The organism is Pseudomonas koreensis (assembly GCF_025447595.1).
Taxonomy (GTDB): Bacteria; Pseudomonadota; Gammaproteobacteria; order Pseudomonadales; family Pseudomonadaceae; genus Aquipseudomonas; species Aquipseudomonas koreensis_H.
This window is the reverse complement of record NZ_JAOEJU010000018.1, coordinates 109964-130143: the sequence shown is the minus strand read 5'-3', so window position 1 is coordinate 130143 and position 20180 is coordinate 109964. Positions and strand designations below refer to the sequence as shown.

Sequence of the window (20180 nt, the reverse complement as noted above, 5' to 3'; positions counted from 1 at the left end):
GTGGTGGTGGTGGTGGTGCGAGGAAGAAGGAGTGGCTGGGAGCTTTTAAAACTTGAGTGCGACTCGGTATCTCACGTCGGCGTACCTCTCCCAAACAACGCGGTCAGTCCCCTCTCCCTCCGGGAGAGGGCTAGGGTGAGGGCAGCGTCCTGATTGACCCACCACAAGCCTTTCTCCCGCAGAGACCTCATCCGCATTTATGCCGGATATCGACTGACCTCGACGTTATCCAGCACCCGATTCACCGCCAGTTCCGCCAGCATGATCACCTGCTGAATCCCGAGGATCCGATGCCGCTGCGGCGTATCGACAAAAGCCGCTACATCACTGGCCATGACACTGGCTGTGGCCAAGGACTCACAGGCATGAGCCAGCAGGGTTTCGTCATCCATGTCCGGGGAGATCTGAAACATCTGGCTCGGTCGGCGACCGGGGCATTTTTTTGGAATGGGATTGAAGTGGTGGTCGAGCGCGCGTTCGGCGGCGTCGTGGAGTTTCTTTGAATCGGCGGATTCGTAGGGCGAGGTGTCGTTTGATTCGGGGGGATTGGGTGTTGGTTTTTTCATGGTGAATACTCAGTTGGTGAAATTGGAGCTGCCTTCGATTGCCGCGACGCAATCTGAGGTGGCAGCTGTACGCGGGTTCGCGGACCGATAACTGAGGAATCGGCATACCTCCAAGGAAGGTATCCCGCGCACAGCCGCCATGAAACAAACAACAGGCACCGAGGTGCCGTGAGGTTGGCGATTATGCATCAGTTATCGGGCCGCGACGCCCGTTCGCTGAATTTGCAGCGACCCCCAAAGCCTATCCACCCCATTTCCGAGCCACAACCGACGCGACATGTCAGAAACATCCCCTGCAGACCCCCCGTCTGTAGGACATAAACACCCCGTTTAAAAAAACGCAGCCCACAAAAAAAGGCGACACCCCTCACAGGGCGTCGCCTTTCTCTTTACTGCCGTTACAACTTATTCCGGCAGTTTGTAAGCAATCACATAGTCACCCATCTTGGTGCCCAGCGAGCCGTGACCGCCCACAACGAGCAGGACGTATTGCTTGCCGTCCTTGCCGGTGTAGGTCATCGGGGTCGCTTGGCCGCCAGCAGGCAGACGGGATTTCCACAGTTCTTTACCGGTGTTCACGTCGTAGGCGCGCAGGTACTGGTCCAGCGTGCCGCTGAGGAAGCCGACGCCGCCGGCAGTGACGATCGAGCCGCCCATGCTTGGTACGCCCAGGGTGAAGCCGATCGGGATTGGCGAGCTGTCGCGGCTGGTGCCGTTCTTGCGTTTCCAGACGACTTTGCCGGTGGTCAGGTCGATACCGGCGACGTAGCCCCAGGCCGGGGCCTGGCACGGTACGCCCAGTGGCGACATGAACGGGTGCATGATCACCGCGTATGGCGCGCCGGTGTTCGGTTGCACGCCAGCGGTTTCGCTCTCGCGTTTGCTGCCGGCCGCGACTTTTTCGCGTGGCACCATTTTCGAGACGAAGGCCATGTAGTTCGGGCTGGTGAACAGCATCTGGCGAACCGGGTCGACAGAAACACCGCCCCAGTTGAACACGCCGACGTTACCCGGGTAGATCAGGCTGCCCTGTTCCGACGGAGGCGTGTATTGGCCTTCGTAGCGCAGTTCCTTGAACTGGATGCGGCACAGCATCTGGTCGAACGGGCTGGCGCCCCACATGGCTTTTTCGGTCAGTTCCGGGGCCAGCAGGTTCAGGTCCGAACGGGCCTGGGTCGGGGCGGTGTGGTCGCCTTTCACGGCGCCTTGCGGCACCGGGATTTCCTGGATCGGGATGATCGGCTTGCCGTCACGACGGTCGAGGACGTACAGGCTGCCCTGTTTGGTCGGGGCGATCAGTGCAGGCTTGATGCCGTCGGCGGTTTTCATGTCCAGCAGGGTTGGCTGGCTGCCGACGTCCATGTCCCACAGGTCGTGGTGGGTGAACTGGTAGTTCCAGCGCACTTTACCGGTGCCCAGGTCGAGGGCGACGACGCCGGCGCTGAATTTCTCGGCGCCCGGGGTGCGGTCGGCGCCCCACTGGTCTGGAGTCTGGTTGCCCAGTGGCAGGTAGACCATGCCGAGTTTTTCATCGACGCTGGCCAGCGACCACATGTTGGCCGAGTTGCGGCTGTAGGTCTGGCCCGGGGCCAAGGGTTCGGTGGCGTCCGGGTTGTTGCTGTCCCAGTTCCATACCAGATGACCGTCGCGCACGTCGTAGGCGCGGATCACGCCGGACGGCTCGTTGGTCGACTCGTTGTCGGTGACGTGACCGCCCATGATCACCAGATCACGGGTGATGGCGGCAGGCGAGGTGGAGTAGTAGCCACCCGCAGTGAACGGACCGATGCCTTGGGTCAGGTCAACCACACCATTGGTGCCGAAGCCTTCGCAGATCTTGCCGGTGTCGGCGTTCAGTGCGATCAGGCGGGCATCGGCGGTCGGCAGGTACAGGCGACGCGGGCAGGCCTGAGCGACGGCTTTGCCGGCTTCGGAGATGACGGCGGACGCAGCGTTTTCAGACTTGGCGTAAGCGGCTTCGTCGTAGTACGACACGCCACGGCAGGTCATGTGAGCGAAGCCCTTGAAGCCGACCGGGCTCTTGATCTGCGGGTCGAAGCGCCACAGTTCCTTGCCGGTGTCCGGGTCCAGTGCCAACACTTTGCTGTGCGCGGTGCAGGCGTAGAGCATGCCGTTGGCTTTCAGCGGGGTGTTTTCGTTGGTCAGCTCGACCGGGTCATCGGCAGTCGGCAGGTCGCCGGTCTGGATGCGCCAGGCTTCTTGCAGCTTGCCGACGTTGGCCGGAGTGATCTGTTTCAGAGGCGAGTAGCGGTCACCGAATTCGGTGCGGCCATAGGCCTGCCAGTCGCCGTCGGGCATTGCTGGCGCGGTGCTGGTGGTGTCGGCAGTGTCGCGACCCAGTTCGCCGAAGGTTTCGCCCGGGTGGGTGAACAGGCTGGCCAGGGCGGTGACGCCGGCCAGAATCACGGCCACGGTCAAACCACCGGTGCCCATCGGCGCAGGGCCTGCGAGCAACAGCGGACGACGGAACCAAGGCAGCAGCATCACGAAGCCGAGGACAAACCACAGCGCCAGACGCGGCACCAGTTGCCACCAGTCCAGGCCGACTTCCCACAGCGCCCAGACGGTGCTGGCGAACAGCACGATGGCGTACAGGCCCAGTGCTGCGCGACGGCGCATCAGCATCAGAATGCCGGTCAGCGTGATGCCGATGCCGGCCAGCAGGTAGTACAGCGAGCCGCCGAGCGTGCTCAGCTTGATTCCCCCGGCCAGCATGGCCAGGCCCATCAGTAGAAGCAGAATGCCGAGCAGGCTCGGAAGCAGACGGCCTCGACTCGAAGCACTTTCGGTGCTCATAGTGTGGTTCTCCGTGACGTTTCAAGTAGTCCCGCGCTGTAGTCACTGTAGATGACGATCGGGCGTGGGCATGGTTCAGATAAAAACTTGTCTTGCTATCGAATTTCATTTGTGGGAGCGAGCTTGCTCGCGAAAGCGGTGGTTCAGACAATATTGATGTTGGTTGTAATGGCCTCTTCGCGAGCAAGCTCGCTCCCACAGTAGGTTTCAGTTGTTCTTTAGAACGACGACTGGATCTTGATCCCGCCGGTCAGCGCGTCATCGACCTTGTCCACACCGCCCGGATGGCGGATGTATTGCAGGTTCGGGCGCACGGTCAGCCAGTTGGTGACGTGCACGCCGTAATAGAGTTCAGCGCTGTATTCGGTGTCCTGCGGCGGCAGGTAGGACGGATCGTCATAGTCGTAGACGGCGCGGGCCTGGTTGGTCGCTTCGGCGTTCTTGCGGTAGGCCGGGTTGACATGGACGCGGGCCAGGGCGAAGCCGATGTCGTCCTTGGCGCGGGCGTCGAACAGGCCTTTGTAGACCACGCCGGCCTGGACGTAGTTGTCGATGGCATTGGTCTTCTTGTCGTGCATCGTGCCGTTGGCGAACACGCTCAGACCACGGGAGTTGTCGCTGGCGACGCTGGTGATCTGCTGCTGCACACCGAGCCACACACCGTGTTTGCTCGAAGCGCTGCGATAGGCTTCGCCGCTCAGGGCCGCCGGCTGGCCGTTGCTGTCTTTATAGGCGTCGGTGGCCTTGGCGTTGCTGTAGTAGTAACCGGCGCGGTATTCGCCCGGCAGGCCATTGAGCTTTGGCTTCCACACCAGTTCGATCGGCAGGATCGCGCCCTGGGTGCCGCTGCCGCTGAGCTTGAAGCCGTTGCCGCGATCGAGGTTCGACGGGTTCTGCTCATAGGCGCCGACTTGCGCGTACAGCTCCGGCGTCAGGTGATATTTGACGCGCAACGCCCATTGGCTGACCGGCCAGTTGTACCAGATGCCGCCGACCCAGTTGCCGACCTGCGAGCCGCAGAACGCCAGGTTCTGGAAGTCGCACGGGAAGCTGTTGAAATCTTCGCCTTCGCCAAAGCGACCGACCTTGATATCGAGCTTCTGGTCGAAGAATTTCTGCTGATACCACATCTGCGTCAGGCGAGTGGTCTGGCCACGGCCCCAGACTTCCTGGGCCGAAGTGAAGCCACCGACGCGCGGGTCGTTGATGCGGTCGTTGCTGATGTTGTTGCCGCTACGCTTGGTCACGGTCAGCTGGAATTCAGCGTCGTCCCAGCCCAGCAGTTTTTGCAGGTCCAGATGAGTGCCGAGGCCCCATTGGTCGCTGTAGCGCGCGGTGCGGTCGTGGTCGTAGCCGCCGTGCAGGTTGCTGCCCATTTCGCCGGTGTAGTCGAGCTTGAAGTCGATACCTTTTGCCGCGAGTTCGCTGCGGGTGCCGTTCCAGTCACCGAGCATATACGGTGATTCACTGTCGAAGGCCGGGGCGGCCTGGGTGCAGGTGGCGAGGCCAAGGGCGGTGCAGCCGCCGATCAGGCGCAGGGTTGAGATAGCGCTGTCTCGGGAGAACGGAAAATCGGGCATTGAATAGGTCTTTCTTGATCTTTTTGGGGGATAAGCTGGCCGCTACGATTTGACGCAGGCAGTGAAGCGATTCAGCAGAAGGGCGGCAGGATAATGTCCTGTTACAAAAACACAAAGTGCTTTTGCAGACATGAACCCTTTCGGATTCGGTAACAGTGCGGCAATACAGCGCATTGCGGGCGTTGGCGCAGGCTGCGATCTTCTCCGGTTGGCCTACATTTAATCCAGGGCCTTCCACCCGCCCATGCCCTCGGCTAAGGTGCGCGGCTTCTGCATTTTCACTTCGCCCAAAGGCCCGGCATGAACGACCACAACCCCGATCCGCTGCACGGCGTGACCCTCGAACAGATCCTCAACGCACTGGTGACCCACTACGAATGGTCGGGCCTGGCCGAGCGCATCGACATCCGTTGCTTCAAGAGCGATCCGACCATCAAGTCGAGCCTGACCTTTTTGCGCAAGACGCCATGGGCGCGGGAAAAGGTCGAGCGTCTGTACGTGAAACTGATGCGCACCAAGCGTCCGCTCTGAAATGAACGCCGTGCTGCGGCGACGCCTGATTACTTCGGCTGCGGTGCTGGGCTGGGCCGGGCTGGGAATTCAGCTGTACCTGATTTTCTTTGCGCGCCTGAGCGTCGGCGCCAGTCTGCTGGGCGGGCTGGTGAGTTTCTTCAGTTACTTCACCGTGATCACCAACACCCTGGTGGCGGTGGTGCTGACCTGCGCGGTGACCGATCGCGAATCCGCCGCGCGCCGCTGGTTTCTGCAACCCTGGGTCAGCAGCGGGATTGCCGTGAGCATTGCCGTGGTCGGCCTGGCCTACAGCATTCTGCTGCGACATCTGTGGCACCCGCAGGGCTGGCAATTTATCGCGGACGAATTGCTCCACGACGTGATGCCGGTGCTGTTTCTGGCTTATTGGTGGTTGTGTGTGCCGAAGGGCACTTTGCGTCTGAAGCACCTGCCGCTGTGGCTGATCTATCCGCTGGTGTACTTCGCTTATGCGCTGTTGCGCGGGCATTTGTTGGGGGCTTACGCCTATCCGTTCATTGACGTGGCGCTGCTGGGTTATCCACAGGTGTTCGTCAATGCCGGGGGGATTCTGCTGGGGTTTGTACTGATTGCGTTGCTGGTGATTGGCATCGACCGCTGGCAATCCGCACGAAGTTAAGGCCTCTGTGGGAGCGAGCCTGCTCCGGGCGGCGTTCCGGCGAATGCAGTGTGCCAGTCAAAATATTCGTCAACTGACACTCCGCATTCGCGAGCAGGCTCGCTCCCACAGTGGGGATATCACTCTTCTTCGGAGCCCTCGGCGCGCCAGTAACCGACGGCTTTGACGAACTGCTCATCCAGCCCGTGCTCATCGAGCAGCACCCGGCGGATCTGCCGCGAGACTTTCGTTTCCGTCGCCACCCACGCATACAGATTGCCCTTGGGCACCTGCAATTGTTTGACGGTCGTCAGCAGGTTGTCCTTGCCACCTTCGCGCAAAACCCAGATCACGTTGACCTGCGCCGCGCTTTCCAGGGTTTGCTGCTCCTTGCCGTTTTCCACTTCGATCACCACGAGCGCCTTGCGATTGGCCGCCAGGCCTTCGAGGCGACGGGCGATGGCGGGCAGGGCGGTTTCGTCGCCGATCAGCAGGTAGCTGTCGAAGATGTCCGGCACGATCATCGAACCGCGCGGGCCGCCGATGTGCAGGAACTGCCCCGGTTTGGCCTGTTCGGCCCAGGTCGAGGCAGGGCCGTCGCCGTGCAGGACGAAATCGATGTCCAGCTCAAGCTTGTCGAGGTCATAACGGCGCGGGGTGTAGTCGCGCATTTCCGGCATCGGAACGTCGCTCTTGCCGCCGCCGAGCACCAGGGTTTCCAGTGCGGCGGCCTGTTCGGCGTTCTGCGGGAACAGCAGTTTGACGTGATCGTCGGTGCCGAGGCTGATGAACCCGGCCAGTTCCGGCCCGCCGAGGGTGATGCGGCGCATGCGCGGGGTCAGGTCGACCACCCGCAACACTTCCAGTCGGCGGCGTTTGATTTCGTGCATCACACGGTGGATGCCTTGGGTCTGGACTTCAGTCATTCGGCTTTCTCCGGGGCAGATTGAACGGCGGGGCCGTCGACGATGGCTTTGGCGGTGTCGTTGAGCAGGTCGCGCACCCGCAGGATTTCTTCCGGGCTCCAGCGGCCGTGGTGCATTTGCAACGCATGACGCAGGTTGTGCACGGCTTCATGGATTTCCGGCGGCCGGTCGTGGCCGCGCAACGAGCGTTTGCTGACGTCTATGCGCATTCGCACGCCGTCGAGTGCCACCGCTTGTTCGCTGAGGGATTGGCGGCCGGCATCGGTCACTGCGTAACGCTTTTTGCCGCCCTCGGCATCGCCGGTGATCATTTCGCTCTCTTCGAGGAACGTCAGGGTCGGGTAGATCACGCCGGGGCTGGGGCTGTAGGCGCCGTCGAACATGGTTTCGATCTGGCGGATCAGGTCATAGCCGTGGCATGGCTGCTCGGCGATCAGCGCCAGCAACAGCAATTTCAGATCGCCCGGGGCGAAAACCCGCGGGCCGCGACCGCCGCGTTCGCGGCCGTGGCGCTTTTCGAAGCCGTCACGGCTGTCGCCGTGGTCGCGGTGGGGGGAATGATGGTCTCTCATTTCAGTCTTCTCTCGTCGTGTTTAGATACAACTTAAGATATATCTTTACGGCTGGGCAAGGGCTTTTTGCCGCAGAGCTGACGAGTGGTCAACGGTGATAAAGGCGCGCTGACGGAGGACCGCCATGCCTTGTTGATCGAGACAGGAATAACCGGAAAGTTAAAGCTATCACTCTATTAATGCTTGAGCTTATATTCTAAAAAGATTAGAAAGTGCTGACTGGTATTGTCGAAACTGCTGTAACGTTTTTTATAAATAACTGTAGGTAGGTAATGCCTTACAGCTACTTTTATATATTTTTATTTTTTGATGTTTTTTCTTTCGTGTCGCGAGGTTGTTGAACTACAAGCTCGTGGGAAGTTGCCTGCTTACATTCTTGAGACAAGCGTCGATCATGCCCCGGCGTTGAACTTCCATGTTTCGGTACTTATCGACCGGTGTGACATGAACTTCAATGCTCCGATTCCTTAAAAAGAAAACAGGTACTGACCGATGTTCAAGAAAATGGCTTTCGCTGCTCCACTGGCCGTTCTGGCTCTGAGTTCTTCCGTGGTCTTCGCTGCCGGTGAGGCCCGCCACTCCATCAGCCTGGTGGCCCATGTGCCGACCAACGGCTTCTATGTGGTGCCGACTGATCCGGATCTGGTCAACAAGGATCAGGACATGAGTTTCAGCCCGGTCACCGGCAACATGAAGCCGGTAGAAGGCTACTTCGATGTCCGCAACAACAACGGTTCGGTTCACGGTTCTCTGGAAGGCGTACCGAAACTGGTGGGTGGTGCGAGCGCCATTGATCTGGAAGTACGGTTCAACAACGTCGTGCTGACCCAGACCCCGCAAATGGTTGTCGGTGAAGCCGAGTCCGACGTGAACTACCGTGCCCCGCTGCGAATCACTGCCAAAGGCACCAACTTCACACCGGGCGATTACACCGGTGCGGTCACCATGATGTTCGACGCGGTCACTCCGGCCGGCGGCAGCACGCGCTAACCCGTGATGTAACAAAGCCCGGCAGGCTGGCGAATTGCTCAGTCGGCCGGACTTTTTCCGTTCGCACTCAGAGTCCGCTTACATGTTCCCGATGACTTCCATCGCGACTGCCCTTGCGTTGTTGTTTTGTGCCGGTGCGGCTGCGGCCGCAGAGTCTGCCGGTACGACGCCACGCAGCTTGCTGGCGCAGGCCAAAGGTTTGCCAAAAGACTTCGAAGAGCACTTTTTCGACGTGCCCCTGGCTGTTCGGGTGGAACTCGACCAGCAAGCGTTGGGTGAGGCGATGATCGTGCTGACCCGCGATGATCGCATCACCCTGCTCGAATTTACCGATACCGGCGAAAACCGTTTCGGCGCCGCCGAACGTGAGAAATGGGCGGGCTATCTCAAGCCCGGCGTGGCGCTGGGAAGTTGCAGTGGTCAATGCCCGGAGCAAATGCTCGCGGTGCACTACAACCTGGAAAACTCGCTGGTGTCGATTGTCACCGAGAATGCCGAGCGCGATCACGAAACGCCGCGCTACTACGAGCAACCTCAGGACGGCAGCACCGGTCTGATCGTGCGTAACCAGCTCAACCTCAATGGCGGTCAGGAACAGGATCCCGGGGGCCGTTTCGGCCTGGAGGCCAATGGCAGTCTGGGCAACTGGACGCAGACCTTCAATATGCAATTGGCTCGTCTTGGCGGGCCAGATGACCAGCTCTATCACGCTGTGTACGAGTTGCATGCCCAACGAGAATTGCAAGGCAGTTTCCTGCGCATGGGCTACTTCACCCCGACGTCCGAAGGCCTTACGCGTCAGCCGCGTTCGTTCGGCAACAGCCCGGATACGACGGTGGGGTTGATGTACGGCAGTTCCGACAGCCTGGCCATCGATTTGCAGAATCCAAGCGTCTATCCGATTTATGTCACTGCCAACCGTCAGGCATCCGTGGAGATTTTCCGCGACGGTTTGCTGATCAACACCCAGTCTGTCCCCGCCGGTTTGCAGACCCTCGACACTCGACCGTTGCCCGGCGGTATCTATGAGGTGGAAGTGCGCTTGATCGAGGATGGCCAGATCACCTCGACCACTCAGGAGCTGGTCTACAAGCCGAACAACTGGCGCAACGCCGACGAACGCTGGCGCTATAACCTGTTTGCCGGTCAGGAAACCAAACTGCTGAGCAACTGGGACAAGCAGGCCAGCGGCGACGCCACGGCCGGTGCGTCGCTCAATTATTTATTACATCCGCGAGTGATTCTCGGGCTGTCGGCACGTCAGGTTCGCGAGAAACTGCAATACGGCACGTCCATCGACTGGACGCTGGCCAATACCGTCAGCCTGTTCGCCAACGCTTATCAAACCGAAGACCACGGCACCGGCCTCGATCTGCAAGGCCTTTATAACTACGGTGCCGGCAGTCTGGTGGTCAGTCACAACCGCAGTTGGCTGGACACCACCGACATTTACGACACCCTGCCGGACGGCACCCGGATCCGTCAGCGCAACGTGTTCACCGGCCAGACCAGCAACTCTTCGCTGGCGCTGAATCATCGAGTCAGCCGCAACAACTCGCTCAACGCACGGGTATCCCACAGCGAGGGCAACGTTGAGGGCGTCAGTGTCGATCTGGGCTGGACCCAGCGCACCACGATGTTTGGCAGCGACTCCAACTGGCGACTGTCACTGTTTGACCGGCCCGGCAGCTACAGCAGCGGCGACGCACGCAGCCGGGGTGTGGATCTGAGCCTCAATGTCGCGTTGGGCGGCCCTGGCCAGCAGATTTCCGGCAGTATCGGCACGCGCACTGCCCGCGACGGGAGTCGTGACAACAACGGCTCGCTCGGTTATCGAAAGAACTTCGATGATCACGCGCTGCAAAGCGTGATGGCCACGGTACTCACCGACACCTACGGGATCGGCTTGAACGGTCAGGCCAACTTCAGCACCGACACCGTCAATGGCGATGGCTTCGTCCAGCGCTCTTCCTACAACGGCAATTACACGGGTGGCTTGAACCTGGACAGCACCGTGGCCATCGGTGGGCAGGCAATCGTCATGACCAGCCAGCCTCAGGGGCGGGGTGCGGGAATGATCGTGGATGTCGAATCCGACGTCGACGGCATCGCCCTGCGCGCCGATGACTTGAGCGGCGGCAGCGCTGCGTTGAGACCAGGGCGCAATTTCATTCCGATCACGGCCTACAAGAACAGTTCGGTGAGTTTTGACTTCGTCGGCAACCATGTACCGGCGGCGACCATCGAGCCGGCGCGCACCCGTTATCACTTGAACAAGGGCGGTGTGCAGTACCGCAAGGTACGGGTGATGAAAACCTTCACGGTGCTGGGACGTTTGCTCGATCCGCAGGGGCGGCCGCTCAAGGGCCACCATGTGATCAACCACGCCAGCCGTGGCGTAAGCGAGGTCGACGGGTTCTTCTCCATGGAAATGAATGCCGGCTCGCCGACGCTTGAAGTGCGATTTGCCGATCAATTGCTGTGCCAGTTCCGCCTCGATCCTCAGCAAGGGCGGGTGGAAAACAATGTGTTGATGATCGGCGATTTGCGGTGCAGTCCAGACACCCTCGCCGATGCGACGTTCACTGATCAGAAGGCGGGTTGAACGATGAAGAAAACATCCTGTTGGCCCGTTTTTCTGATGGTGTTGAGCCTGTCATCGGCGCAGGCGGCGAATCAGGAGATCAGGGCATTGTTCCAGCCGGATCCGTCGCAACCGAACAAAAACGAATTCATCAATAAAACGCCGAACAGCGGGTATTGCGCGATTTTTCCGAGTGAATGCGAAGACAACAGAATGTTCAGTATTCAAGTACCGATTCGTTTCAGTACGGTCACTCCGCTTTTCTCGGATAACGGCGTTTGGGTGAAGGTACCTGCTGACTGGCGACGTTTGACAGTCACCAACCAGGAGACGCTGGAGACGAGTACGGTAGAAGTGCGGATCAGTGGAATAGGGTCGAGATTTCAACTGAGTAAACCGGTCACCGAACTGACCGGCGAGTCCAACGTCCTGGAGGCACACCGCAAACTCTGGACCGGCAGTTCCTGGGTTTATGCACCCCCTCCATGTCTGTACAGCGGCGTTGGGTACTACGGTATCAGCAGCTATCAGTTCTTCTGGAAAACGCCCGAACAAGGGAGTTGCAACAAAACCGCTGCGTTCGATGTAGGGCACATGTTGTTCGAGCATCTCGACATTGCCTATGAGCTGCGAACGCCGAACCCCTTGAGCATGTCGTCCGGGCTGTACACCGGTTCATTGACCTACAGTCTCGGTCGGGGTAGCGCCGACTTCACGATGGGGCCGTTCATGGATTCGGACGACACCGCTCTCAATCTGGATTTTGTGCTGGATGTGCAGCACGTCCTGAAAGTCGATTTACCGCCCGGTGGCAATCGCATTGCGCTGGAACCCGATGGTGGCTGGCAAACCTGGTTGAACACCCGCAAGACTCCCGCTCGACTTTACCGCGACCAGACGTTCCATATATCCGCCAGCTCCCGCTTCAAGGTGCATCTGGAATGCGCGCGGGACAACCCGAACTATTGCTATCTGTTCAATGAGGCCAACAACGCCGCTGCACTCCTTCAAGTCAAGGTAAGCCTGCCTGGCGGATTGACTGATGCCAGCGGTAACCCGGTAAGGCTCAAGGAGCTTTTACCGGGAGAGTTGAACGCCGTGACCTTCCAGCCTGGCAAGTACATCGACCGCCAGCAGGGAACGCTGCATTTCGAAGTTCCCAGAGAGTGGACCGAAACCATTTTGACCTCGGGCAGGGGGAACAAGTACTCCGGCACGATTGTTGTCGTTTTTGATTCGGAAATATCACCCCAGCAGTGATGGGTCTTTATTGAGAGGTTGTGCGCATGAAGCGAGTAATTGTTCTGGTAGGCCTGTATCTGTTCAGCCTGTGCGCTCAGGCGGGTCCGAATATCAATATCGGAGTTGTATATGACTATTTGGCCGGTGATAAAAGTACCTATTTGAAACGGGTGTACAACAGCGGGGACAGCACGGCGTTCGTGAAAATCAATGTGCTGGAAATCCTCTATAACGCCGATGGCACGTCCACCGAAGTACCGGTCAAGGTACAAGCCGATGCCAGCGCCCGTGACGGCCTCATGGCCAGCCCCGCCCGTTTGATCATTCCCGCGCAAGGCATGCAGGGCACCCGTTTGCTGTTCATGGGGGCGCGCGACAAAGAGCGTTACTTCCGTGTGCGTTTTGTTCCGGTGGTTCCCGAGAAGGAAGACGAATTCGCGGTCTCCGGCGAAGAGCGCGAGGAGTACCGAAAGACCCTGACGGCCGGGGTCAACGTCATGGCCGGCTTCGGCACGATTTTCTTCGTGCGACCCGACGATGCGCGTTTCGACAGTGTGATCGATGATTCGGCAGGTACTTACAAAGTGCGCAACAACGGTAACACCGTGGTGGTGATCGACGAATTCAAGAGTTGCTCGAAAGCCAGCGAAGCCGAATGCGAGCCGACCACCAAACACCACATCCTTGCCGGTAAGACCTTTGAGTTCGAGAAGAAGGCCGGGCGCGAGTATCGCTTCATCCTGGTCGAAGGCGAAAGCAAAAAGAACCTGAGTACCGCCGGTTGAACATCACGGGTAACCAACAATGAACAAACAATGGATTGTGCTGACGTCGGCGACAGCCCTGGCGTTGGTCAGCGCCTGGACGTTTGCGGCGCGAGAAGAACTCGAGTTCTACGTTTCGGTGCATATTCCCACCCTGAATTTTTACGTGATTCCCACTGAGTCCGACTGGATTCATCGTGAGCAGCGACTGCACTGGAACGTGAACACTTCCACATTGAGCACCTTGCGTCGCAACTTCGATGTCAGGCACGACAGCGGAGCGATCGAGGCGCGTCTGGAGAGTGTTCCTTATATGACGAACGGAAGGGACTCCCGGGAAAACATCAACTTGCGCGTGAGCTTCAATGGCAAGGAGCTGTCCGACCGTGCGCTGCCGTTGCAAGTGGTCTCGGCCGAGGAAGCCAGGGTGGGCACACGGGTGATGCTGGAGATCGAACCCAGGGAACAGGCCGGAGGTTACAAACCCGGAGACTACTACGGGACCGTCAACATCATGTTCAGTGCCGCGGCACCCAGTGGCTGAGCAAGAACTCATCCGCCCAAGAACGTAATGACTTCAGTGCAAGGAATGGCAATGGATTTCAGGTTCAGTAAAGGATTGGTTTTTGTTTCATTGTTCGGCGGATTGTTTTCCATGCCGGCCCAGGCGTTGACTCAGGAGATTCGTGCCGGTTTCGTCCCGGATCCGGCCAACCCGCAAAGAAACGGGTTTGTCGACCAGACCCCGCAGAGCGGCTACTGCGCGGCTTATCCGACAGACTGCAAGACGTATGGCCTGTCGGGTGTAAGGCTGCCACTGCGCTTTTCCTCCAGCCTGACAATCGAGCCGGGTGCCGGAGAGCGCCAGGGGGCGATGTTCAAGATCGCTTCGCAATGGCGCAGCCTGACCGTGCGGAATGTGACGACGGGGGAGGCGGCGACGGTCGAAATGAGGATCGGCGGAGTCGGTTCCCAATATGTATTGAGTGATACGGCAGTCAATCTGACCGGGGCCGACTCTGATGCGCAGGCCCACCACAAACTGTGGGGCGGAACGAACTGGCTGTTTCCTTCACGACCGTGCGAGGCCGGGGCCATGGGCACCCATGGACCGGACTTCTATCGCTTCTTCTGGCGTACCCCGGTCGAAGCGGTGTGCAGTAAACAGGCTGCATACCGGATTCCATGGATGTCCTACGAATATCTGGATGTGGGCTATGAGTTGCGCACACCCAATCCTCTCGCCATGTCGGCCGGTCTCTATACCGGTGAGCTCAATTACGGGGCGGGCCCCGGACGTGATTTCGATACGGGGGACAACATCCTGCCGGACAGTTCCAGTGTGACCTTCAGGTTTGTACTGGATGTCCAGCACGTGCTCAAGGTCGACATTCCGCCCGGTGGCAACAGAATCGAACTGACACCGCAGGGGGGCTGGCAAGCCTGGTTACAGGAGGGGCGCAGGCCCAGCCGATTGTTTCGTGACCAGACATTCAACATCGGTGTCTCCGCACCCTTCCGGATGTTCATTGAGTGCGAACATCCGGGCATTGGCGCCTGCAGTTTGCGTGATACCGAATCCGGTTCGACGTTTCCCCAGGTCTATCTGAGCGTCAGCCTTCCCCACGGCATCACTGACAGTTCGGGCCAGCCGGTAAAAAACCATCGGTTGACGCAGAGCGGCGCAGGTGCGCTTTTTCGCCCGGGCCACTATGTGGATCGCGCGCCCGGAGTGTTGCACTTCGAGGTACCGAGCCACTACATGGAGGACATGTTGCAGCCCGGCCAGGCAAAGCGTTACACCGGCAATGTCACTGTGATCTGGGATTCGGAAGTCTGATCCGTACCGGCCTTCCCGAGGTGACCTCAGGAAGGCATCGGCAGCAGCCCGTGACGGCGCATCAACGTCGTGGTCAGCGAACGCCCCAACCCCATTCTTCGGTAAGCCAGCTCAGTGAGCTCGCGGGTATATTCCTCATCATTCAGAGGCAGCACCGCGTCAGGTGAGTGCCGTTGTTCGAGCCGGGACAGTTGTCGTTCGTATGACTCGTCGTTGATTTTATAGGCTGCGGCCTGCGTATCCCGCAGATAGTGTTCCCAGAACGGTTGTTCAAGCATCCCGTTGACCAGGCCGTCACCGGTTTCAAGCTCCAGAACCGTCATGCAGGCGTTGTCGATGCGGGCCTGCGTCACGCCTGCCACTCCTTCGTAAAGCATCTGTTCGGACTGCCAGGGCAAATCGAGTCGCGCACTCAGGCGCGTCTGGTAGGCCAGGTAGATTTCGACTTCTTCTTCCCGACTCGGGCGAGACAATGCATCGGCGCGGGCAATTTCATTCACCCGTGCAAGGCGTGTGGCGCCTCGGGCCAGTTTCACCAGTCTGCCCTCGAGTTCGGCTCCCGAAGTCGAATAGGAATACGCCCGGGACGCGAGCGCCTGAACACCCATGATGTTGAAAACTTCGGAGCTGGCGTCGGCGCAGGTGGTCGGTTCCTCTGCCGTCCTGAACAGTTTTTCCCGCAGTACGGTGTCCAGATCCATGGCATCGATCAGATCCCAGACTCGCCGGGTCAGAATCTGGCGTGAGGTGCCGCCTTCCTGGTAGTCGGCCGACCGGGTCAGGCTGTCGAGGATCTGGAAAAAGCCTTGCGAGCCCGGCTCGTGCATCAGGTTGTCCCAGGCTTCGTTGCGGAAATTTGTCAGGCCGGGACTGTCATCGGCCCAGAACAGTGACGTATCACTCATCTGCCATTTTTTCCGTGCTTCAGCGGCAAGGAAGGAATAGTTGTTTTGCCGGGGCAGCCCCACCGACTCACGGTACTGATAGAAGGTTTCGCGAGCCTCAGGCTCCAGGTAACTCACGGCCAGTCGCGTTCGTGCGACGAGCCATGCATCCGGCGAGCCCGGCTCGACCTGCGGAACGCTGACAATCGCCGGGGTGGACAGATCGAGGAAGAAACCGCGAGGGCGCCGATGCGGCGTGAACAGTCCTTCGGGCCAAGTGTCGATCCCGGCATAGGCAAGATCCAGGGTGGTCAGGTCCGGCATGCGACTGACGTCCGGTGCGCGCCCGAGCTGATTGAGTGAAAGGCGTAAGGTGCGCAAACGCGTCAGGTCTCTGAGCTGTGCCCGGGACTCTTCTGTCAGGCGGATCTGGTTGCGGTTGAGCTGCAGGGTTTCTAGCCCGGGCATCTCGGCAATTCGCGGCGGCAGCAGTTTCAGTCCGCACTGACGGGCGCTGAGGTGGCGAAGGTTGGGGAAGTGCTTCAAAAGCCCCCCGGTCGCGGGCGAAAAGCGTGCCTGGTCCAGATCGAGGGTCGTAACCTGATCGAACCAGGGCTTGAGATCCGGCAGGGTTCTCCACCATTTCTCAAGCTCCGGTCCCATCAGCTCGGCGGAAAGGTCCAGTGTGTAACCTGCTTCGTAGCGGGTGCTACGTTCGTTGAACGCCACGGCTTCGCGCTTGAAGCAGGCAAGGATGCGATCTGCGATGGTTCGCGCAGCTGAAGGAATGATGCCGGGGCCCTCGGGGTCGAAGGCAGCCTGGGACTGTTTCCAGTCGTCAAGCAACTCACTCAACCTCCTCAAGTCCATCTCAAGACTCCTGACCGTTTCGAGCGGATCGCGCCCGATTGGCAACGAGCTGACAAAGGCTTCCACCTCCCGGTCATTCAGTTCCGGATAAAGCTCCTTGACCCGCTGCTCCAAAGACCTGGGCATTCTTGAAAACACCGGGCCACGCAACAGGTTTTCAACTGACGTTTGCACGACAGGCCGGATCGAAGGCTCCAGCAACTGCGTTCGACGTTCCCTGGGCGACTCGCTCATCGCCATCAACCATTGTTGGAAAGCGCGGCCCTGGCTCGGCCTGTATCCGGTTTGTTGTCTTGCCTGTTCGGGAATTGCTCGCAGGATCGACTCATACAGGTCGGCGGGGCCGAACAGCGGGCGCCGGGTGCCATCGAAGATTTCGTAGCGGGCATGCCCGTCATGCAGAAAGATCCGGATCTCGTGTGCGTGTGCTGATCCGACGCTGCAACGCAACGCCCCGTCAAACGAGCCGTCGCGAATCTCGATGCGCATATCACGGTAAGCGTCGCTGTGCAGGCGCAGCACGTTCAAGGCCAGACGTTCGGTCTCAGGAGTCAGCCGTTCATTGTCGATAAGTCCTTCCCAGGCGCGCGTCGTACGGGTTTCGAACGCGCATTCGCGCACGACGGACTTGAGGTCGAGAGACAGGCGCCGGCCGTCGTCGAGGGCCGCCACATCACGCTGACGAGCGTGTTCCAGCAGATTTTTGGCGATGACGGTCGGCAATTCCGGGTATTGGCGCTGAAGCTCGAGAACGCGGGGATCACCGCTGATCGTGCGGTATCCATAGGTGTATTGCGAAATATCCAGATGGCGTGCGTCAACCCGGTCGGCCAGCAGATTGCGCAGGGCTTGTACTTGCTGTGTCTTCGGCAGTCTTGCGCCGAGCAGGCGCTCCAGTTGCGCATCATTCAGGAAACCGGTCACGTGCTCCGGCAGTTTGCCGGCCATGACGTGCGCCAGACTGATGGTCAGCGTTCGTAAGGGCGGGGCATCGGCGTTGCCGTAAGTGTGAGACGGGCCATGCCCGCTGGCACTGTGATTGACCTTCAACGCACAGTCCCTCGGCCAGCCCGGTAGCTCGGTCACCATTTGTTCGAACCAGTAGGACGACGGATCCAGGGGCCTTCCGGCGCGAATATCGGCGCTGGTGGTTACGGTGTCCCGCGAAGCCCGAAAACGTTCAAGGGTGTCCTCCAGCAACAACGGGGGAGGCGCGTTATCGACATACATCTGGCGCAGTGCGTGATCCTCCGTGCCGCTGATCCGGCGGATATTCTCCAGTTGCCGGTCACTGAAGCCTTCCGCCGAAGGGCCGAGGCGGCGCATCAGTTTCGGGGCCGCCCAATCGCCCGGTTTTTCACCTTCATGAACCCAGGCTCCCCGACCGTTGTGGCGCAGTTTCGGTGCGTAGGCCTGAGGGCGCTCAGGGTGCTGAATGCGGTGCTGGCCGTCGTGGGAGTCCTGCCTGACTTCATAGGTCTTGCCATCGAGCAACAGCACATTTCTGCCCGCATGCTGAAAAAGGCCCTTGGCGTCACGGCGTGAGCCGGGCGGTGGCGGTGGCGGTGGTCCGGCGAGTTCGTAAGGAGCGAGATCGGGGTGCCACAAGCGGGTGTTGCCGTCAGATGAAATGACCGGTTTCATGCCGTCGATCAGGGACGACAACTTGAGGCGAAATTCGGCGCCGATGGCCACTCCCGCCGAGAAGGCCGCCAACTGGGCGATGTCTGTCACGATTGCGGTCAGATGCTCACCCATCTCGGCCCAGTTTTCCTGGGTCATGTCCAGAATCCCTTCGAAGACGTCGGTCGCTATCTGGTAAGCGGTGTAGGCCAGCATCAGTTCTCCCAGAAAAGGCACGAATGGCGTGATGACCAACAGCGCTGCGTTGAAGATATCCGAGAGGATTTTTTCGAAGTTGTCCCACCACGCCCGTCGCGAGTTCTGGTCGGCCATTTCTGTCGAGACGGCGATGTCCCGTGCGTCGTTGAAAATCTTGTCGATCTTGCGCTGGTACTGATGCTTCCACAGATTCTGCATGACCGGTCGCACGCGAAACGCCAGAGCGGGTTTCTCCACCGGAACGGGACGCCAGGTCGGCCCAGGATCCAGAGGGGGCCTTTGCTCCGACCATTTGATTTTGCTCAGGCGCTGTTCGAGCGTTGCGAAAAAATGCCCGCGCTGCTGCTGATCGATGAACTGACTGAAGAACTGCCAATAGTTGCCCCGGCCTTTGGAGAGTGGCTCGTTGGCACGTAGCTGGCGAGTCAGCTCCCTGACGAACTCCAGAGACGAGGCGTACTCCTTCAGCGGGTGCTCGGGGTCATGGGGAACGTAAGCGATCATCCGGTCCTCGCCAGCGCTTTGCTGCCGGACCGTGGTGAACAGGACAATCCCGGTCAGCGCGGCATCCATGATCGAGAGCTCACAGCACTGCATGACCTTGCCATCCAGCGTCAGCCCGGTTTGCCCTTCGACCATGCCCATGATCACGTCATGTGCATTGGTTCCGATGTCGCCGGTCAACAAGGCCAGATGTGCAGCAAATATCAACGTGGCTTTCTGGCTTTGCGTAGTCTGATGCTCTATGGCAGCTCTGGAGGCGGGATCGCGTGGCAGCAAATGGTGTCGCAGATAGCGGGTATAACGTTTCCCTATATCCAGTTCCCGACACAAGTTCTTGAACTGTTCGATGGATAGCGTTTGCTTGATACCCAGAACGTCGAAGTGTCCATTTTTATCGGGTTTACTGATGAAGTCGGAATCGGCAGTAAATGTCTCGTTACTTGCAAAGTTGTGCAGCGCTGCATCCAGAAGGGATACGGTTCGACTGGCAACGCCGGGCAGGACGTTGATGATGTACCAAGGTGTCTCCTTCGGGAAATACAATCTCAAGTAAGTTTGCTTGACATTGACAACAAGTCCGAACTTCTCCTTCAGTCCGTTTTCCAGCAAGTGCACGGCAAACGCTTCCAGACTTCTGACTTCGCCAAGGGCCTGATCAGTCTGGTGTTGGGCCTGCCAGACGGCGAGGTTGGCGGTTTTTGCTGGCGTCTGGTCAGGTTTCTCGTGCCATGGCTGTTTCTTCAGAGTGGCTGCGCTCAATGCCAGAGCCCGGTGCAGCGATGTATGTTTGAATGTGTCGTGGATATTGTTTTTGATGAAATCGTAGTGTCGGCCTTTTGGCTGGGCAAGCGTTGTTTTGAGGTAATGGCTGTTAGTTTGAAAGTTGGACATCTGAATTCCATTTCGTTTGTCAGAAGATAACTAGCGTATTCCTCTGCTGCTTAAATGAAACTCAAATTATCCTGTCGGAAGACCGGCTCATACCGTGATTCATGTTCTTGAATTTGAATATGAAAACCAAATAAATATGACCCGTTGGCAAAACCGGG

At 59.1% G+C, this 20180-nt stretch carries 14 protein-coding genes; 8 read left to right on the top strand and 6 right to left on the bottom strand.

Annotated elements, in window-relative coordinates; genetic code table 11:
• Positions 1-197: 197 nt before the first annotated feature.
• The 3 genes from N8H71_RS20790 to N8H71_RS20780 form a co-directional block, all read right to left on the bottom strand.
• On the bottom strand, positions 198-566 hold the full coding sequence (locus tag N8H71_RS20790; RefSeq protein ID WP_262195484.1) for a DUF6124 family protein: 369 nt from the start codon (positions 564-566) through the stop codon (positions 198-200).
• 405 nt (positions 567-971) lie between these two features.
• On the bottom strand, positions 972-3383 hold the full coding sequence (locus tag N8H71_RS20785; protein WP_262195483.1) for a glucose/quinate/shikimate family membrane-bound PQQ-dependent dehydrogenase: 2412 nt from the start codon (positions 3381-3383) through the stop codon (positions 972-974).
• A gap of 218 nt (positions 3384-3601) precedes the next feature.
• The gene (locus tag N8H71_RS20780) at positions 3602-4963 is read right to left on the bottom strand and encodes a carbohydrate porin (protein WP_262195482.1); all 1362 of its coding nucleotides are present in this window, start codon (positions 4961-4963) and stop codon (positions 3602-3604) included.
• A 300-nt stretch (positions 4964-5263) separates the two neighbouring features.
• Here N8H71_RS20780 and N8H71_RS20775 point away from each other — a divergent pair, with 300 nt between their 5' ends.
• Together N8H71_RS20775 and N8H71_RS20770 are read left to right on the top strand one after the other, a co-directional pair.
• Positions 5264-5494 (top strand): VF530 family DNA-binding protein, encoded by a 231-nt coding sequence (locus N8H71_RS20775; RefSeq protein WP_007956650.1) that lies wholly within the window; start codon positions 5264-5266, stop codon positions 5492-5494.
• A 1-nt stretch (position 5495) separates the two neighbouring features.
• Positions 5496-6134 carry a Pr6Pr family membrane protein gene (locus N8H71_RS20770; RefSeq protein WP_262195480.1) on the top strand — a complete coding sequence of 213 codons (639 nt, stop codon included), beginning with the start codon at positions 5496-5498 and terminating at the stop codon, positions 6132-6134.
• Positions 6135-6253: 119 nt separating this feature from the next.
• On the opposite strand, the gene N8H71_RS20765 is transcribed toward N8H71_RS20770, so the two are convergent.
• Entirely contained in the window at positions 6254-7039 is a 786-nt protein-coding gene (locus tag N8H71_RS20765) for a siderophore-interacting protein (protein ID WP_007956648.1), read from the bottom strand.
• Positions 7036-7611 carry a PadR family transcriptional regulator gene (locus tag N8H71_RS20760; RefSeq protein WP_011335784.1) on the bottom strand — a complete coding sequence of 192 codons (576 nt, stop codon included), beginning with the start codon at positions 7609-7611 and terminating at the stop codon, positions 7036-7038. Before N8H71_RS20760 ends, N8H71_RS20765 begins: the two co-directional genes overlap by 4 nt.
• Before the next feature lie 492 nt (positions 7612-8103).
• Here N8H71_RS20760 and N8H71_RS20755 point away from each other — a divergent pair, with 492 nt between their 5' ends.
• The 6 genes from N8H71_RS20755 to N8H71_RS20730 all read left to right on the top strand — a co-directional run bounded on the left by N8H71_RS20755 (position 8104) and on the right by N8H71_RS20730 (position 15031).
• Complete coding sequence (locus N8H71_RS20755; protein WP_262195479.1) at positions 8104-8601, top strand: fimbrial protein; 498 nt, start codon at positions 8104-8106, stop codon at positions 8599-8601.
• A gap of 82 nt (positions 8602-8683) precedes the next feature.
• Positions 8684-11206, top strand: coding sequence for a CS1-pili formation C-terminal domain-containing protein (locus tag N8H71_RS20750; protein ID WP_262195477.1), 2523 nt, complete (start codon positions 8684-8686; stop codon positions 11204-11206).
• 3 nt (positions 11207-11209) lie between these two features.
• A complete protein-coding gene (locus tag N8H71_RS20745; RefSeq protein ID WP_262195475.1) occupies positions 11210-12445 on the top strand; it encodes a hypothetical protein in 1236 nt (411 codons plus the stop codon).
• A 26-nt stretch (positions 12446-12471) separates the two neighbouring features.
• Entirely contained in the window at positions 12472-13212 is a 741-nt protein-coding gene (locus N8H71_RS20740) for a molecular chaperone (protein WP_262195474.1), read from the top strand.
• Positions 13213-13231: 19 nt separating this feature from the next.
• Positions 13232-13735, top strand: a complete 504-nt coding sequence (locus N8H71_RS20735; protein WP_262195473.1) for a fimbrial protein — start codon at positions 13232-13234, stop codon at positions 13733-13735.
• Between the two features lie 51 nt (positions 13736-13786).
• On the top strand, positions 13787-15031 hold the full coding sequence (locus N8H71_RS20730) for a hypothetical protein (RefSeq protein WP_262195471.1): 1245 nt from the start codon (positions 13787-13789) through the stop codon (positions 15029-15031).
• Between the two features lie 26 nt (positions 15032-15057).
• Here the strand turns inward: N8H71_RS20730 and N8H71_RS20725 are convergent, their stop codons facing one another.
• A complete protein-coding gene (locus N8H71_RS20725) occupies positions 15058-20022 on the bottom strand; it encodes an NEL-type E3 ubiquitin ligase domain-containing protein (RefSeq protein WP_262195469.1) in 4965 nt (1654 codons plus the stop codon).
• Between the last annotated feature and the right edge of the window lie 158 nt (positions 20023-20180).

Bases quoted from the DNA above. Each gene is read 5' to 3' on its own strand.
- N8H71_RS20790 (WP_262195484.1), bottom strand. From the start codon at position 566: ATGAAAAAACCAACACCCAATCCCCCCGAATCAAACGACACCTCGCCC.
- N8H71_RS20785 (WP_262195483.1), bottom strand. From the start codon at position 3,383: ATGAGCACCGAAAGTGCTTCGAGTCGAGGCCGTCTGCTTCCGAGCCTG.
- N8H71_RS20780 (WP_262195482.1), bottom strand. From the start codon at position 4,963: ATGCCCGATTTTCCGTTCTCCCGAGACAGCGCTATCTCAACCCTGCGC.
- N8H71_RS20775 (WP_007956650.1), top strand. From the start codon at position 5,264: ATGAACGACCACAACCCCGATCCGCTGCACGGCGTGACCCTCGAACAG.
- N8H71_RS20770 (WP_262195480.1), top strand. From the start codon at position 5,496: ATGAACGCCGTGCTGCGGCGACGCCTGATTACTTCGGCTGCGGTGCTG.
- N8H71_RS20765 (WP_007956648.1), bottom strand. From the start codon at position 7,039: ATGACTGAAGTCCAGACCCAAGGCATCCACCGTGTGATGCACGAAATC.
- N8H71_RS20760 (WP_011335784.1), bottom strand. From the start codon at position 7,611: ATGAGAGACCATCATTCCCCCCACCGCGACCACGGCGACAGCCGTGAC.
- N8H71_RS20755 (WP_262195479.1), top strand. From the start codon at position 8,104: ATGTTCAAGAAAATGGCTTTCGCTGCTCCACTGGCCGTTCTGGCTCTG.
- N8H71_RS20750 (WP_262195477.1), top strand. From the start codon at position 8,684: ATGTTCCCGATGACTTCCATCGCGACTGCCCTTGCGTTGTTGTTTTGT.
- N8H71_RS20745 (WP_262195475.1), top strand. From the start codon at position 11,210: ATGAAGAAAACATCCTGTTGGCCCGTTTTTCTGATGGTGTTGAGCCTG.
- N8H71_RS20740 (WP_262195474.1), top strand. From the start codon at position 12,472: ATGAAGCGAGTAATTGTTCTGGTAGGCCTGTATCTGTTCAGCCTGTGC.
- N8H71_RS20735 (WP_262195473.1), top strand. From the start codon at position 13,232: ATGAACAAACAATGGATTGTGCTGACGTCGGCGACAGCCCTGGCGTTG.
- N8H71_RS20730 (WP_262195471.1), top strand. From the start codon at position 13,787: ATGGATTTCAGGTTCAGTAAAGGATTGGTTTTTGTTTCATTGTTCGGC.
- N8H71_RS20725 (WP_262195469.1), bottom strand. From the start codon at position 20,022: ATGTCCAACTTTCAAACTAACAGCCATTACCTCAAAACAACGCTTGCC.